The following is a 13,856-nucleotide window of genomic DNA, read 5'->3' as shown; positions in this document are numbered from 1 at the left end:
GAGAGTTAACGACCTGTACCTTGCATCAGGTGCAGATTCTTTTCCTTATGCTTTAAGAGTTGGCGGTCAAGCTTGTCGGTGAGCAAGTCGATCGATGCATACATGTCTTCATGCTCGGCCTTGGCCTGCACTTCACCACCTGGAATCTGGAGGGTCGCTTCAATTTTCTGCTGAAGCTTGTCGACCTTCATGATGACCTCCGCGTTGGTGATCTTGTCAAAATGGCCCTCAAGCTTCTTCAGCTTCTGCACGACATAGTCGCGAAGTGGTGGGGTGACTTCCACATGTTGTCCACTGATGTTGACTTGCATACAGCTTCTCCTTCGTTGCCAGTGCATAAAGCGGTGGGTAGGAATACCCACCACTGGAACGCTATGGCCCGCCCGTCACATCAAACGCTTACGCTCGCTGGAAGGCGCGATCCCGAGGGACTCGCGGTACTTGGCGACGGTTCGACGGGCGACCTGAATGCCTTGTGCCTCCAGTAAACCAGCGATCTTACTGTCACTCAATGGCTTTTTCTGATTTTCCGCCGCAACCAGTTTTTTGATGATCGCGCGGATCGCCGTGGACGAGCATTCGCCGCCTTCGGAGGTGCTGACGTGGCTGGAGAAAAAGTATTTCAGTTCATAAATACCCCGTGGGGTATGCATGAATTTCTGCGTGGTCACCCGTGAAATCGTCGATTCATGCATACCTACCGCTTCGGCAATGTCATGCAGAACCAGTGGCTTCATCGCCTCATCGCCATATTCCAGGAAGCCGCGCTGGTGCTCGACGATCTGGGTGGCCACTTTCATCAGGGTTTCGTTACGGCTTTGCAGGCTCTTGATGAACCAGCGCGCTTCCTGCAATTGGTTGCGCATGAAGGTGTTGTCGGCGCTGGTGTCGGCGCGGCGTACAAAGCCTGCATATTGTGGGTTGACCCGCAGGCGTGGCACCGATTCCTGGTTCAACTCCACGAGCCAGCGTTCGTTGTCTTTGCGCACGATCACGTCGGGCACGACATATTCGGCTTCGCTGGACTCGATCTGCGAGCCCGGACGCGGGTTGAGGCTCTGCACCAGCTCGATGACCTGGCGCAGGTCGTCTTCCTTGAGCTTCATGCGGCGCATCAATTGGCTGTAGTCGCGGCTGCCCAGCAAGTCGATGTAGTCGGTGACCAGGCGCTGGGCTTCGGCGAGCCAAGGGGTCTTGGCCGGTAGTTGGCGCAGTTGCAGCAACAAGCATTCGCTCAAGGTGCGAGCGCCAATGCCGGCAGGCTCGAACTGTTGGATGCGATGCAGGACGGCTTCGATTTCGTCCAGCTCGATGTCCAGTTCCGGGTCGAACGCTTCCAGAATCTCGTCGAGCGTCTCGTCCAGGTAGCCCTGGTTGTTGATGCAGTCGATCAGGGTTACGGCGATCAGGCGATCGGTGTCGGACATCGGCGCCAGGTTCAGTTGCCACAGCAAATGGCTCTGCAGGCTTTCACCTGCGGACGTGCGGGTGGTGAAGTCCCACTCGTCGTCGTCATTGCTGGGCAGGCTGCTGGCGCTGGTCTGGTACACGTCTTCCCAGGCGGTGTCGACGGGAAGCTCGTTGGGAATGCGTTCGTTCCATTCGCCTTCCTCAAGGTTATCCACCGTAGGGGCGGTTTCCTGATAGGAAGGTTCCTGCACGTCGGCGTTGGGTTTTTGCTCGATGTTATCGGCCAGCGGGTCTGCATTATCGAAGTCGTCGCCTTCTTCCTGGCGTTCGAGCATCGGATTGGACTCCAGGGCCTCCTGGATTTCCTGTTGCAGGTCCAGGGTCGACAATTGGAGCAGGCGGATGGCCTGTTGCAGCTGCGGTGTCATCGTCAGCTGCTGGCCCATTCTCAGGACTAGCGATGGTTTCATGGCAGGGGCTTAACACCTTATTCGCCGGCGCAATGCGCCATCCACGACAGGGCGCGTGAGCGCCAAACATAAGCAAATTATATGCCTGATATCAGGGGCTTTGCCTAGAGCGCGGTAACAATAAAAAAACTGAGGTTTTTATTGACTTGCGCGCGCCCCGGGCAACGGCCTGATACCACCGTGATTACAGGCGGAACTCGTGACCCAGGTACACTTCCTTCACCAGTTCATTGGCCAGGATAGTCGCGGAGTCACCTTCTGCAATCAGTTGCCCATCGTTGACGATATAGGCGGTCTCGCAGATATCGAGGGTCTCACGCACGTTGTGGTCGGTGATCAATACACCGATGCCCTTGGCCTTGAGGTGATGGATGATCTGCTTGATATCGCCGACCGAGATCGGGTCGACACCGGCAAAAGGTTCGTCCAGCAGGATGAACTTCGGCGCGGTAGCCAGTGCGCGGGCGATTTCCACGCGGCGACGCTCACCACCGGACAAGCTCATGCCGAGGTTGTCGCGAATGTGGTTGATATGGAACTCCTGCAACAGGCTTTCCAGCTCTTTGCGACGGCCGTCACGGTCGAGTTCCTTGCGGGTCTCGAGGATCGCCATGATGTTGTCGGACACCGACAGTTTGCGGAAGATCGATGCTTCCTGGGGAAGATAGCCGATACCTGCGCGTGCACGACCGTGCATGGGCTGGTGGCTTACGTCCAGGTCGTCAATCAATACACGGCCCTGATCCGCCTGGACCAGGCCAACAATCATATAGAAGCAGGTGGTCTTGCCGGCGCCGTTGGGGCCGAGCAAGCCGACGATCTGGCCGCTGTCGATCGACAGGCTGACGTCGCGTACGACCTGACGGCTTTTATAAGCTTTGGCCAGATGCTGGGCTTTCAGGGTTGCCATCAGTTCGTCTTCTTCGCAGCGGGTTTTGGCGCAGGGGCGGCAGCGTCTTTCTGCTTCGGCTGGATAACCATGTCGATGCGCGGCTTCGGTGTGCCGATTTTTGTGCCATTGGCGCGACCGGCGGTAGCGATCTGCTTGACGGTGTCGTAGGTGATTTTTTCACCTTCGGTGGTATTGCCGTCAGTACTGACAACCCGTGCCTGGTCAATCAGGATAATGCGGTTCTGCTGGGCGTGATACTGGATGGTCTTGCCGTAGCCCTTCATCGGTGCTGGGTCAGCCGCCGCCTGCTTCTGTTCGAAGTAAGCCAGGTTGCCCACCGAAGTCACCACGTCGATGTCGCCAGCCGGGGTGCGAGTCAGCGTTACCGTGTTGCCGGTAATCTTCATCGAGCCTTGGGTGATGATCACGCCACCGGTGTAGGTCGCGACGCCTTGTTTATCATCCAACTGCGCATCGTCAGCCGAGATATGGATCGGTTGCTGGCTATCGTTCGGCAGAGCCCAGGCGCTCACGCTTCCCAGTGCTGCGCCCAGACCGAGCAAAATAGGGAGGGTTTTAACGAGCCTCATACTGTCCTCTTACGTTCGATAGCAGGTGTATCCTGCTTTCTTTCAAATACGCTTTCATTCCCTTGCCAGTCGATACACCGCCAGCGCCGTCAATTCTAACGTCTTGCTCGGTCTGCGCATATTGCTGTTGTGGGAAAACGGTCATGCGACTGCTGGTGATGATGGTGTCACGCTTCTGTTCATCGGTGCGCGCAACGCGTACCGAGTCGATCAACTCAACCTGGGTGCCGTCCGCGTTAACCTCGCCACGTTTGCTGGTGACGTGCCACGGAAAGTCGGTGCCGCGGAACAGGTTCAGGTCCGGGTTGGTCAGCAGGCTGACGTCGGAGGCTTTGACGTGCTCCACCTTGTCGGAGGTCATCTCGTATTGGACCTTGCCGTCAGGCATGAACTGCACCGTATAGGCATTGGTGGCGAAATTGTCGATCAGGCTCTCGTCAACCTGTGCTACAGGCTTGTCGAGAAAGCGCTCCGGGCTGATATTCCAGTAGCCCACCGCCAGGAACAGCGCGGCGATGACCCCGAATAACAGGAAGTTGCGAATCTTTTTGCTCAGCATAAAACGCTCTATAAGTAGGCGGCGTGGGCCGCTTCAAGACTGCCCTGGGCACGCAGGATCAATTCGCAGAACTCGCGGGCGGCACCTTCGCCGCCACGTGCGGCAGTGATGCCATGGGCGTGTTCACGAACAAATGCCGCCGCATTGGCGACGGCCATGCCCAGGCCGACTCGGCGAATGACCGGCAGGTCAGGCAGATCATCACCCAGGTACGCAACCTGCTCATAGCTTAGGTTGAGTTGGCCAAGAAGCTCGTCCAGAACCACCAGTTTATCCTCACGGCCTTGATACAGGTGAGGAATCCCCAGGTTTTGTGCGCGGCGTTCCACAACCGGTGTCTTTCGACCACTGATAATCGCCGTTTGCACACCGGCGGCCATCAACATTTTGATGCCCTGGCCGTCGAGGGTGTTGAAAGTCTTGAATTCGCTGCCATCTTCGAGGAAGTACAGACGGCCATCGGTCAGCACACCGTCGACGTCAAAAATCGCCAGTTTGATGTTTTTACCGCGTTGCAGCAGGTCGCCGGTCATTTACATCACTCCCGCACGCAACAAGTCGTGCATGTTCAGGGCGCCGATCGGGCGGTCGTCATTATTGACCACCACCAGCGCGCCAATCTTATGGTCTTCCATGATCTTCAGCGCTTCGGCTGCAAGCATCTCGGGGCGGGCGGTCTTGCCGTGGGGCGTCATCACCGCGTCAATGGTCGCAGTGTGGATATCGATGGTGCGGTCCAGGGTGCGGCGCAGGTCGCCGTCGGTGAAGACTCCGGCCAGGCGCCCGTCGGCTTCCAGGATCACGGTCATGCCCAGGCCCTTGCGGGTCATTTCCATCAGCGCATCTTTGAGCAGGGTGCCGCGTTGCACGTGGGGCAGTTCATCGCCCGAGTGCATGACGTTTTCCACTTTGAGCAGCAGGCGACGACCCAGCGCGCCGCCCGGGTGTGAAAACGCGAAGTCTTCTGCGGTAAAACCACGGGCTTCCAGCAACGCCACGGCCAGGGCGTCGCCCATGACCAGGGCGGCGGTGGTGGAAGAGGTCGGTGCCAGGTTGAGTGGGCAGGCTTCGTGGGCCACATGCACGTTCAAATTGACTTCGGCAGCCTTGGCCAGCGTGGATTCCGGGTTACCCGTGAGGCTGATCATCTTGATGCCCAGGCGCTTGATCAAGGGCAGCAAGGTCACGATTTCGTTGGTGGTGCCGGAGTTCGACAGCGCCAGGATAATGTCATCCTTGGTGATCATGCCCATGTCACCATGGCTGGCTTCGGCCGGGTGCACGAAGAACGCCGTGGTCCCGGTGCTGGCCAGCGTGGCGGCGATCTTGTTGCCGACGTGGCCGGATTTGCCCATGCCGACCACCACAACGCGGCCCGTGCTGGCCAGAATCATCTCGCAGGCGCGCACGAAATCTGCGTCGATATGGGCCAGTAAACCTTCTACGGCTTCAAGCTCGAGGCGGATGGTGCGTTGTGCGGATTGAATAAGGTCGCTGGATTGGCTCATGTCTGAAATCGTATAGCCTGACGAAAAGTCGGCGATTATAGCGGTAATGATCAAATCCCTCACGCTAGTTATTCTGCAGGTGCCTGGGATTTATGCTCAGTCACGTGTTTTCCCTGTCCCGAATCTGAACAAGGGCAGTTCCGGCCTTGGGGGCTCTGTACCAGCAGTGATATAGTTCGCCGCCAGTTCGGTCGGCCCAACCCATGCCGCTAACTTTTGTGCATCTGTTGCAAACGAAAGTCGCAAGCATGGTGTCTGAGTGAAAGGCTGCATCCCAAGGAGATTAGATGAGTGCCGATAACGCCTACGCGGTCGAGCTGAAGGGTCTTACCTTCAAGCGCGGTTCGCGCAGCATCTTCAATAACGTCGATATTCGCATTCCCCGCGGTAAAGTCACGGGCATCATGGGGCCTTCCGGTTGCGGCAAGACCACTCTGTTGCGCCTGATGGGCATGCAATTGCGGCCCAGCGCCGGTGAAGTGTGGGTCAACGGCCAGAACCTGCCGACGCTGTCGCGCAGCGATCTGTTCGATGCGCGCAAGCATATGGGCGTGTTGTTCCAGAGCGGTGCCCTGTTCACCGACCTCGACGTTTTCGAAAACGTAGCGTTTCCGCTGCGGGTGCATACCCAGCTGTCCGATGAAATGATTCGTGACATTGTGCTGCTCAAGCTGCAAGCCGTTGGCCTGCGCGGTGCCATCGACCTGATGCCCGACGAGTTGTCCGGTGGCATGAAGCGTCGTGTTGCGCTGGCGCGGGCTATTGCTCTCGATCCGCAGATCCTCATGTATGACGAGCCGTTCGTAGGCCAGGACCCTATCGCCATGGGCGTGCTGGTGCGCCTGATCCGCTTGCTCAACGATGCACTGGGGATCACCAGCATCGTGGTCTCCCACGACCTGGCCGAAACCGCGAGCATTGCTGACTACCTTTATGTGGTCGGCGATGGCCAGGTGCTGGGGCAGGGTACGCCTGAAGAACTGATGAACGCTGATAACCCGCGCATTCGCCAATTCATGACCGGCGATCCCGATGGCCCGGTGCCTTTTCATTTTCCGGCAGCGGACTACCGCTCAGATCTTCTGGGGAAGCGCTGATGCGCAAGACATCTTTACTCGAGAAGGTTCGCCTTTTCGGCCGCTCCGGCATCGACTTGGTCGAGGTCCTGGGGCGTTCGACAATTTTCCTGTTTCACGCACTGCTCGGGCGTGGCGGCATTGGCGGCGGTTTTGGTCTGTTGTTGAGGCAGCTGCATTCGGTGGGCGTGATGTCCCTGGTCATCATCGTGGTGTCCGGGATATTCATCGGCATGGTGCTGGCGTTGCAGGGGTTCAATATCCTCTCCAGCTACGGTTCGGAGCAAGCGGTAGGGCAGATGGTTGCGCTGACGCTGCTGCGTGAACTGGGGCCGGTGGTCACTGCCTTGCTGTTCGCCGGGCGCGCGGGTTCTGCATTGACCGCCGAAATCGGCAACATGAAGTCCACCGAGCAGTTGTCCAGCCTGGAAATGATCGGCGTGGACCCGCTCAAATATATTGTTGCCCCGCGCCTGTGGGCCGGCTTCATATCCCTGCCGCTGCTGGCGATGATTTTCAGCGTGGTGGGCATCTGGGGTGGTTCGTGGGTGGCGGTTGACTGGTTGGGCGTCTATGACGGCTCGTACTGGGGCAACATGCAAAACAGCGTGACCTTCAGCGGCGACGTGCTCAATGGCATCATCAAAAGCATCGTTTTCGCCTTTGTAGTGACCTGGATCGCCGTATTCCAAGGCTATGACTGTGAGCCCACTTCAGAAGGGATCAGTCGCGCCACCACCAAGACCGTTGTGTACGCCTCGCTGGCGGTACTGGGCCTTGACTTCATTTTGACCGCCTTGATGTTTGGAGATTTCTGATGCAAAACCGCACTGTGGAAATCGGTGTCGGCCTTTTCTTGCTGGCTGGCATCCTGGCTTTACTGTTGCTGGCCCTGCGGGTCAGTGGCCTTTCGGCCAGCCCCACCGCCGATACTTATAAACTTTACGCGTACTTCGACAATATCGCCGGTTTGACGGTCAGAGCTAAAGTGACCATGGCCGGTGTAACCATCGGCAAGGTCACGGCAATCGATCTGGATCGCGACAGCTTCACTGGCCGGGTGACCATGCAAGTCGACAAGAAGGTAGATAATCTGCCGACTGACTCTACTGCATCTATCCTCACTGCTGGGCTGCTGGGCGAAAAGTACATCGGCGTCAGCGTGGGTGGGGAAACAGCCCTGCTCAAGGATGGTTCGACAATCCACGACACACAGTCGTCGTTGGTGCTTGAAGACTTGATCGGTAAATTCCTGCTCAATACGGTCAATAAAGACGCCAAATGAGGAATCTGTTCATGATCTCTACCTTGCGACGTGGCCTGCTGGTGCTGCTGGCAGCACTGCCGCTGATGGCCAATGCGGCGGGTTCTGCGCACGATCTGGTGCAGGACACGACCAACAAGATGTTGGCTGACCTGACTGCTAACAAAGAGCAGTACAAGCAAGACCCAACCAAGTTTTACGACGCGCTCAATACCATCGTGGGGCCTGTGGTCGATGCCGAAGGCATTTCCCGCAGCATCATGACGGTCAAGTATTCGCGCAAGGCCACGCCTGCGCAGATGCAGACCTTCCAGGAAAACTTCAAGAAGGGCCTGTTCCAGTTCTATGGCAATGCCCTGCTTGAGTACAACAACCAAGGCATTACCGTTGCTCCTGCCGGGGATGAGTCGGGTGACCGCACCAGCGTCAACATGACCGTCAAAGGCAACAACGGCGCGGTTTACCCGGTTCAGTACACGCTGGAGAAGGTCAACGGCGAGTGGAAACTGCGCAACGTGATCATCAATGGCATCAACATTGGCAAGCTGTTCCGCGATCAGTTTGCTGATGCGATGCAGCGTAATGGCAATAACCTGGACAAAACCATCAATGGTTGGGCCGGTGAAGTCGCCAAGGCCAAGGAAGAAACCGACAAACAAGCCGGGAAGCCTGCGCAATGACCGAGTCGGCTGTTCGTCTTGGCGACGCCGGCGAGTTGTTCCTCAGCGGCGTGCTGGACTACCGCACCGGGCCTGAGCTGCGCAAGCAGGGCCAGGCGCTGATCAACGGCAGTAATGCGCCAGCGCTGGTGCTTGATTGCTCGGCGGTTACCAAGTCCAGCAGCGTTGGTCTGTCGTTGTTGCTGTGCTTCATGCGTGATGCGCAAGCGGTCAAAAAGCCGGTCAGCATCCGCTCACTGCCCGAAGACATGCGTGAAATCGCTCAGGTTTCCGGTATTGCCGAGCTGTTGGCGCACCCTTAATACACATTATTAAAGAAGCCCCCCGTCAGAGTCCTGCTATGCGGGGTTCGCAGGCGCGGGGCTTTTTTGTATGATGTGCGACCCGTGCGCACTGGGCGCCGATAGAGGTTGAGCATGCAGGCCCTAGAAGTTAAAAGCTTCCTTGAAGGAAAGCTGCCGGAAACGATCGTAGAAGTTGAAGGCGAAGGCTGCAATTTCCAGCTGAACGTGATTAGCGATGAACTGGTGGCATTGAGCCCGGTCAAGCGTCAGCGGCAGGTCTATGACCATTTGAGCCCGTGGATTACCGATGGCAGCATCCATGCGGTCACTATGAAATTTTTCAGCCGCGCGGCCTGGGCCGAGCGTACCTGAGCCCCCAAGGCGTCGAGATTCTTATGGATAAATTGATTATTACCGGTGGTGCCCGCCTTGATGGCGAGATCCGCATTTCCGGTGCAAAAAACTCCGCCTTGCCGATCCTGGCAGCGACCCTGCTGTGTGATGGCCCGGTAACCGTGGCCAACTTGCCGCACCTGCACGACATCACCACCATGATCGAGCTGTTCGGTCGCATGGGCATCGAGCCGGTGATCGACGAGAAGCTGTCTGTCGAAATCGACCCGCGCACCATCAAGACCCTGATCGCTCCGTACGAACTGGTGAAAACCATGCGTGCCTCGATCCTGGTGCTGGGCCCGATGGTTGCCCGTTTCGGCGAAGCTGAAGTAGCACTGCCTGGCGGTTGCGCCATTGGTTCGCGCCCTGTCGACCTGCACATCCGTGGCCTTGAAGCCATGGGCGCGGTCATCGACGTCGAAGGCGGCTACATCAAGGCCAAGGCGCCGGAAGGCGGTTTGCGCGGTGCCAACTTCTTCTTTGATACCGTCAGTGTTACCGGTACCGAGAACATCATGATGGCTGCCGCCCTGGCGAACGGTCGCAGTGTGCTGCAAAACGCTGCGCGCGAACCTGAAGTGGTCGACCTGGCCAACTTCCTGATCGCCATGGGTGCCAACATCACCGGCGCCGGCACTGACACCATCACTATCGACGGTGTGAAGCGTCTGCACTCGGCCACCTACAAAGTGATGCCGGACCGTATCGAGACCGGCACCTACCTGGTTGCCGCTGCCGTTACCGGTGGCCGCGTCAAGGTCAAGGACACCGATCCGACCATCCTGGAAGCCGTGCTGGAAAAACTCAAGGAAGCCGGTGCTGAAATCACTACCGGTGAAGACTGGATCGAGCTGAACATGCACGGCAAGCGGCCAAAAGCCGTGAACGTGCGTACGGCTCCTTATCCGGCGTTCCCGACCGACATGCAGGCGCAGTTCATTTCCTTGAACGCGATTGCCGAAGGCACTGGCGCAGTGATCGAGACCATCTTCGAAAACCGCTTCATGCACGTGTATGAACTGCACCGCATGGGCGCCAAGATCCAGGTCGAAGGCAACACTGCCATCGTTACCGGCATCGATAAGCTCAAGGGCGCGCCAGTCATGGCAACCGACCTGCGTGCCTCGGCCAGCCTGGTGATTTCGGCGTTGTGCGCAGACGGCGACACCCTGATCGACCGCATCTACCACATCGACCGTGGTTACGAGTGCATCGAAGAAAAACTGCAGATGCTCGGCGCTAAAATCCGCCGCGTACCGGGCTAGCTCCTGGAATTGTAAACACCGTCACCTGTGGCGAGGGAGCTTGCTCCCGCTGGGCCGTGAAGCGGCCCCCAACAACGGGACTGCTGCGCAGTCCAGCGGGAGCAAGCTCCCTCGCCACAGGTCTGTGTTTGCTGTTAGCTGAATTTGTTTCAAATCGAGGCTGTAATGGCCTCGATCTGTGTCTGGCGCCGTTTGCGACCGGGCAGCAATAGCCTGATGAAGGACTGACGTTTCCCATGTTGACCATCGCACTGTCCAAGGGCCGCATCCTTGACGACACTTTGCCGCTTCTGGCTGAAGCGGGCATCGTGCCGACCGAGAATCCGGACAAGAGCCGCAAGCTGATCATCCCCACGACCCAGGACGATGTGCGCCTGTTGATCGTGCGGGCTACCGACGTGCCAACCTACGTTGAACATGGCGCCGCCGACCTCGGTGTTGCCGGTAAAGACGTGCTGATGGAATACGGTGGCCAGGGCCTGTACGAGCCGTTGGACCTGCGTATTGCCCTGTGCAAGCTGATGACCGCCGGCCGTGTCGGTGACGTCGAGCCTAAAGGCCGCCTGCGCGTGGCCACCAAGTTCGTCAACGTCGCCAAGCGCTACTATGCCGAGCAAGGCCGTCAGGTCGACATCATCAAGCTCTACGGCTCGATGGAGCTGGCGCCGCTGATCGGCCTGGCCGACAAAATCATCGACGTGGTCGACACCGGCAACACCCTGCGTGCCAACGGCCTCGAACCCCAGGATTTCATTGCCGACATCAGCTCTCGCCTGATCGTCAACAAGGCTTCGATGAAGATGCAACACGCCCGTATCCAGGCGTTGATCGACACCCTGCGCAAGGCAGTGGAGTCTCGACACCGCGGTTGACTCACCCGCGCGGCCTTAGGTCGCGCCCGTCTATCCGCCTCATAGCCAGAATTCTCAGGTGCCCAAGCGGATCGACTGCTAACTTTCGGCGCTTGAGTATTTTTGCCATTCCTATGAGGCCCTCGCTATGACCACGTCCACTGCAATTGCCCGACTCAACGCTGCCGACCCGGATTTCGCCCATCATCTGGATCATCTGCTGAGCTGGGAAAGCGTGTCCGACGACTCGGTCAACCAGCGAGTGCTGGACATCATCAAGGCCGTGCGCGAGCGCGGTGATGCGGCGCTGGTGGACTTCACCCGCCAGTTCGATGGCCTTGACGTGGCGTCCATGTCGGACCTCATCCTGCCCCGTGAACGCCTGGAACTGGCCCTGACGCGTATCACCGCGCCTCAGCGAGAAGCCCTGGAAATTGCGGCGGCACGTGTACGCAGCTACCACGAAAAACAGAAACAGGACTCCTGGAGCTATACCGAAGCCGACGGCACTGTGCTTGGCCAAAAGGTCACGCCACTCGACCGCGCCGGTCTGTACGTGCCGGGCGGTAAGGCTTCGTATCCGTCATCGGTGTTGATGAACGCCATCCCGGCCAAAGTGGCAGGCGTGACCGAAGTGGTCATGGTGGTGCCGACGCCCCGTGGTGAAATCAACGAGCTGGTGCTGGCCGCTGCCTGCATCGCCGGTGTTGACCGCGTGTTCACCATTGGTGGCGCGCAAGCCGTTGCGGCCTTGGCCTACGGCACCGAAAGCGTGCCGAAGGTCGACAAGGTGGTTGGCCCTGGCAACATCTATGTCGCCACCGCCAAGCGCCACGTGTTTGGCCAGGTCGGCATCGACATGATCGCCGGCCCTTCGGAAATTCTCGTGGTGTGTGATGGCCAGACCGACCCGGACTGGATCGCCATGGACCTGTTCTCCCAGGCCGAACACGACGAGGACGCCCAGGCAATTTTGGTCAGCCCCGACGCCGAGTTCCTCGACAAGGTTGCTGCCAGCATCAACAAGCTGCTGCCGACCATGGAGCGCGCCGAGATCATCGAGAAGTCGATCAATGGCCGTGGTGCATTGATTCTGGTGCGCGACATGGAGCAAGCCATCGAAGTGGCCAACCGCATTGCGCCGGAGCACTTGGAATTGTCCGTAGCCGACCCACAAGCGTGGCTGCCGTCGATCCGCCACGCTGGTGCGATCTTCATGGGGCGTCACACCAGTGAAGCCCTGGGCGACTACTGCGCGGGCCCCAACCACGTGCTGCCGACGTCCGGCACCGCGCGTTTCTCGTCGCCGCTGGGGGTGTATGACTTCCAGAAGCGTTCGTCGATTATCTTCTGCTCGCCACAAGGCGCCTCCGAACTGGGCAAGACTGCCTCGGTGCTGGCTCGTGGTGAATCGCTGAGTGCCCACGCACGCAGCGCCGAATATCGCATCCTTGAAGAGGGGAAATAAGGCATGAGCAAATTCTGGAGCCCCTTCGTCAAGGACCTCGTGCCTTACGTACCTGGTGAACAACCGAAGCTGACCAAACTGGTCAAGCTCAACACCAATGAAAACCCCTACGGGCCTTCGCCCAAGGCGCTGGCGGCGATGCAGGCCGAGTTGAATGACAACCTGCGTTTGTACCCGGACCCCAACAGCGACCTGCTCAAGCAGGCGGTGGCCAAGTATTACGCGATCGATGCCAGCAAGGTGTTCCTCGGCAACGGTTCCGACGAAGTGCTGGCGCACATCTTCCACGGCCTGTTCCAACACGACTTGCCGCTGCTGTTCCCGGACATCAGCTACAGCTTCTACCCGGTGTACTGCGGCCTGTATGGCATCAAGTCCGCCCCGGTGCCATTGGACGAGCAATTCCAGATTCGCGTAGCCGACTACGCCAAGCCCAATGGCGGGATCATCTTCCCCAACCCGAACGCACCGACCGGCTGCGTACTGGCACTGGACGCGGTGGAGCAGATCCTCAAGGCCAGCCCGGATTCAGTGGTGGTGGTGGATGAGGCCTATATCGACTTCGGCGGCGAAACCGCCATCAGCCTGGTGGATCGTTACCCGAACCTGCTGGTGACCCAGACCCTGTCCAAATCGCGCTCACTGGCCGGTTTGCGTGTGGGCCTGGCCGTGGGCCACCCGGACCTGATCGAGGCGCTGGAGCGGGTCAAGAACAGCTTCAACTCCTACCCGCTGGATCGCCTGGCGATTGTCGGGGCGGCGGCGGCTTTTGAGGACCGTGAGCATTTCGAGAAGACTTGCCAGTGGGTGATCGACAGCCGCAACACGGTGGTTGCGCAGTTGGAGGGCAAGGGCTTTGAAGTGTTGCCGTCAGCAGCCAACTTCATCTTCGCGCGTCACCCACGGCACGACGCTGCCGGTTTGGCCGCAAAGCTGCGTGAGCAAGGGGTGATTGTGCGGCACTTCAAGCAGGAGCGGATTGCCCAGTTCCTGCGGATCAGCATCGGTACGCCAGAGCAGAACCAGGCGCTGATCGATGGCCTCGGTGAGCTTTAAGCCACACTGAAGAGCAAAAAATGTGGGAGCTGGCTTGCCTGCGATAGCGGTGTATCAAACGACGGATATGTCGACTGTTACACCGTT

17 protein-coding genes and 1 pseudogene are annotated in these 13,856 nt (G+C 58.6%); 11 read left to right on the top strand and 7 right to left on the bottom strand.

The window, feature by feature from the left end; all coding sequences use genetic code 11:
• Positions 1-5: 5 nt before the first annotated feature.
• The 7 genes from hpf to P5706_RS28010 form a co-directional block, all read right to left on the bottom strand.
• Positions 6-311, bottom strand: coding sequence for a ribosome hibernation-promoting factor, HPF/YfiA family (gene hpf / locus P5706_RS28040; RefSeq protein ID WP_056859024.1), 306 nt, complete (start codon positions 309-311; stop codon positions 6-8).
• 75 nt (positions 312-386) lie between these two features.
• Positions 387-1,880, bottom strand: a complete 1,494-nt coding sequence (locus tag P5706_RS28035) for an RNA polymerase factor sigma-54 (RefSeq protein WP_138816831.1) — start codon at positions 1,878-1,880, stop codon at positions 387-389.
• A gap of 184 nt (positions 1,881-2,064) precedes the next feature.
• On the bottom strand, positions 2,065-2,790 hold the full coding sequence (gene lptB, locus P5706_RS28030; protein ID WP_016974288.1) for an LPS export ABC transporter ATP-binding protein: 726 nt from the start codon (positions 2,788-2,790) through the stop codon (positions 2,065-2,067).
• Positions 2,790-3,362 (bottom strand): lipopolysaccharide transport periplasmic protein LptA, encoded by a 573-nt coding sequence (lptA, locus tag P5706_RS28025; protein WP_099548390.1) that lies wholly within the window; start codon positions 3,360-3,362, stop codon positions 2,790-2,792. Before lptA ends, lptB begins: the two co-directional genes overlap by 1 nt.
• The gene (gene lptC, locus P5706_RS28020) at positions 3,349-3,921 is read right to left on the bottom strand and encodes an LPS export ABC transporter periplasmic protein LptC (protein WP_200430805.1); all 573 of its coding nucleotides are present in this window, start codon (positions 3,919-3,921) and stop codon (positions 3,349-3,351) included. Before lptC ends, lptA begins: the two co-directional genes overlap by 14 nt.
• 8 nt (positions 3,922-3,929) lie before the next feature.
• Entirely contained in the window at positions 3,930-4,454 is a 525-nt protein-coding gene (locus tag P5706_RS28015; protein ID WP_200430806.1) for a KdsC family phosphatase, read from the bottom strand.
• Positions 4,455-5,429, bottom strand: a complete 975-nt coding sequence (locus P5706_RS28010) for a KpsF/GutQ family sugar-phosphate isomerase (protein ID WP_285683404.1) — start codon at positions 5,427-5,429, stop codon at positions 4,455-4,457. It lies immediately after the preceding gene.
• Positions 5,430-5,716: 287 nt separating this feature from the next.
• On the opposite strand from P5706_RS28010, the gene P5706_RS28005 reads away from it, so the two are divergent.
• The 11 genes and pseudogenes from P5706_RS28005 (at position 5,717) to hisC (ending at position 13,769) form a co-directional block, all read left to right on the top strand.
• Positions 5,717-6,526: an ATP-binding cassette domain-containing protein gene (locus P5706_RS28005; protein ID WP_005784851.1), complete on the top strand. Its 810-nt coding sequence runs from the start codon at positions 5,717-5,719 to the stop codon at positions 6,524-6,526.
• Positions 6,526-7,323 (top strand): lipid asymmetry maintenance ABC transporter permease subunit MlaE, encoded by a 798-nt coding sequence (gene mlaE / locus P5706_RS28000; protein WP_017138231.1) that lies wholly within the window; start codon positions 6,526-6,528, stop codon positions 7,321-7,323. Before P5706_RS28005 ends, mlaE begins: the two co-directional genes overlap by 1 nt.
• Entirely contained in the window at positions 7,323-7,790 is a 468-nt protein-coding gene (gene mlaD, locus P5706_RS27995; RefSeq protein ID WP_005784855.1) for an outer membrane lipid asymmetry maintenance protein MlaD, read from the top strand. Before mlaE ends, mlaD begins: the two co-directional genes overlap by 1 nt.
• Positions 7,791-7,801: 11 nt before the next feature.
• Entirely contained in the window at positions 7,802-8,449 is a 648-nt protein-coding gene (locus tag P5706_RS27990; protein ID WP_138816826.1) for an MlaC/ttg2D family ABC transporter substrate-binding protein, read from the top strand.
• On the top strand, positions 8,446-8,751 hold the full coding sequence (locus tag P5706_RS27985; protein ID WP_285683398.1) for an STAS domain-containing protein: 306 nt from the start codon (positions 8,446-8,448) through the stop codon (positions 8,749-8,751). Before P5706_RS27990 ends, P5706_RS27985 begins: the two co-directional genes overlap by 4 nt.
• Before the next feature lie 114 nt (positions 8,752-8,865).
• Positions 8,866-9,105, top strand: coding sequence for a BolA family protein (locus P5706_RS27980; RefSeq protein ID WP_285683395.1), 240 nt, complete (start codon positions 8,866-8,868; stop codon positions 9,103-9,105).
• Positions 9,106-9,128: 23 nt separating this feature from the next.
• Complete coding sequence (murA, locus tag P5706_RS27975; RefSeq protein WP_017138227.1) at positions 9,129-10,394, top strand: UDP-N-acetylglucosamine 1-carboxyvinyltransferase; 1,266 nt, start codon at positions 9,129-9,131, stop codon at positions 10,392-10,394.
• A gap of 25 nt (positions 10,395-10,419) precedes the next feature.
• Positions 10,420-10,518, top strand: a pseudogene (locus P5706_RS37290) (N-acetyltransferase); the annotation flags it as partial.
• Positions 10,519-10,630: 112 nt separating this feature from the next.
• Entirely contained in the window at positions 10,631-11,266 is a 636-nt protein-coding gene (gene hisG, locus P5706_RS27970) for an ATP phosphoribosyltransferase (RefSeq protein ID WP_003188599.1), read from the top strand.
• Between the two features lie 127 nt (positions 11,267-11,393).
• Positions 11,394-12,713 carry a histidinol dehydrogenase gene (gene hisD, locus P5706_RS27965; RefSeq protein WP_200430809.1) on the top strand — a complete coding sequence of 440 codons (1,320 nt, stop codon included), beginning with the start codon at positions 11,394-11,396 and terminating at the stop codon, positions 12,711-12,713.
• Between the two features lie 3 nt (positions 12,714-12,716).
• On the top strand, positions 12,717-13,769 hold the full coding sequence (gene hisC / locus P5706_RS27960; RefSeq protein WP_200430810.1) for a histidinol-phosphate transaminase: 1,053 nt from the start codon (positions 12,717-12,719) through the stop codon (positions 13,767-13,769).
• The last annotated feature ends 87 nt before the right edge of the window (positions 13,770-13,856 follow it).

Source organism: Pseudomonas sp. ChxA, assembly GCF_030263855.1.
Taxonomy (GTDB): domain Bacteria; phylum Pseudomonadota; class Gammaproteobacteria; order Pseudomonadales; family Pseudomonadaceae; genus Aquipseudomonas; species Aquipseudomonas fluorescens_CB.
Note: the sequence above shows the minus strand (reverse complement) of the source record. Positions and strands in the feature narration are given on the sequence as shown.

What these genes read in the sequence shown, in the direction of transcription:
- murA (WP_017138227.1), top strand. Translation starts at nt 9,129, where the DNA reads ATGGATAAATTGATTATTACCGGTGGTGCCCGCCTTGATGGCGAGATC.
- P5706_RS28005 (WP_005784851.1), top strand. Translation starts at nt 5,717, where the DNA reads ATGAGTGCCGATAACGCCTACGCGGTCGAGCTGAAGGGTCTTACCTTC.
- P5706_RS27990 (WP_138816826.1), top strand. Translation starts at nt 7,802, where the DNA reads ATGATCTCTACCTTGCGACGTGGCCTGCTGGTGCTGCTGGCAGCACTG.
- P5706_RS27985 (WP_285683398.1), top strand. Translation starts at nt 8,446, where the DNA reads ATGACCGAGTCGGCTGTTCGTCTTGGCGACGCCGGCGAGTTGTTCCTC.
- hpf (WP_056859024.1), bottom strand. Translation starts at nt 311, where the DNA reads ATGCAAGTCAACATCAGTGGACAACATGTGGAAGTCACCCCACCACTT.
- hisD (WP_200430809.1), top strand. Translation starts at nt 11,394, where the DNA reads ATGACCACGTCCACTGCAATTGCCCGACTCAACGCTGCCGACCCGGAT.
- hisG (WP_003188599.1), top strand. Translation starts at nt 10,631, where the DNA reads ATGTTGACCATCGCACTGTCCAAGGGCCGCATCCTTGACGACACTTTG.
- mlaD (WP_005784855.1), top strand. Translation starts at nt 7,323, where the DNA reads ATGCAAAACCGCACTGTGGAAATCGGTGTCGGCCTTTTCTTGCTGGCT.
- P5706_RS27980 (WP_285683395.1), top strand. Translation starts at nt 8,866, where the DNA reads ATGCAGGCCCTAGAAGTTAAAAGCTTCCTTGAAGGAAAGCTGCCGGAA.
- lptC (WP_200430805.1), bottom strand. Translation starts at nt 3,921, where the DNA reads ATGCTGAGCAAAAAGATTCGCAACTTCCTGTTATTCGGGGTCATCGCC.
- lptB (WP_016974288.1), bottom strand. Translation starts at nt 2,790, where the DNA reads ATGGCAACCCTGAAAGCCCAGCATCTGGCCAAAGCTTATAAAAGCCGT.
- P5706_RS28035 (WP_138816831.1), bottom strand. Translation starts at nt 1,880, where the DNA reads ATGAAACCATCGCTAGTCCTGAGAATGGGCCAGCAGCTGACGATGACA.
- P5706_RS28010 (WP_285683404.1), bottom strand. Translation starts at nt 5,429, where the DNA reads ATGAGCCAATCCAGCGACCTTATTCAATCCGCACAACGCACCATCCGC.
- mlaE (WP_017138231.1), top strand. Translation starts at nt 6,526, where the DNA reads ATGCGCAAGACATCTTTACTCGAGAAGGTTCGCCTTTTCGGCCGCTCC.
- P5706_RS28015 (WP_200430806.1), bottom strand. Translation starts at nt 4,454, where the DNA reads ATGACCGGCGACCTGCTGCAACGCGGTAAAAACATCAAACTGGCGATT.
- hisC (WP_200430810.1), top strand. Translation starts at nt 12,717, where the DNA reads ATGAGCAAATTCTGGAGCCCCTTCGTCAAGGACCTCGTGCCTTACGTA.
- lptA (WP_099548390.1), bottom strand. Translation starts at nt 3,362, where the DNA reads ATGAGGCTCGTTAAAACCCTCCCTATTTTGCTCGGTCTGGGCGCAGCA.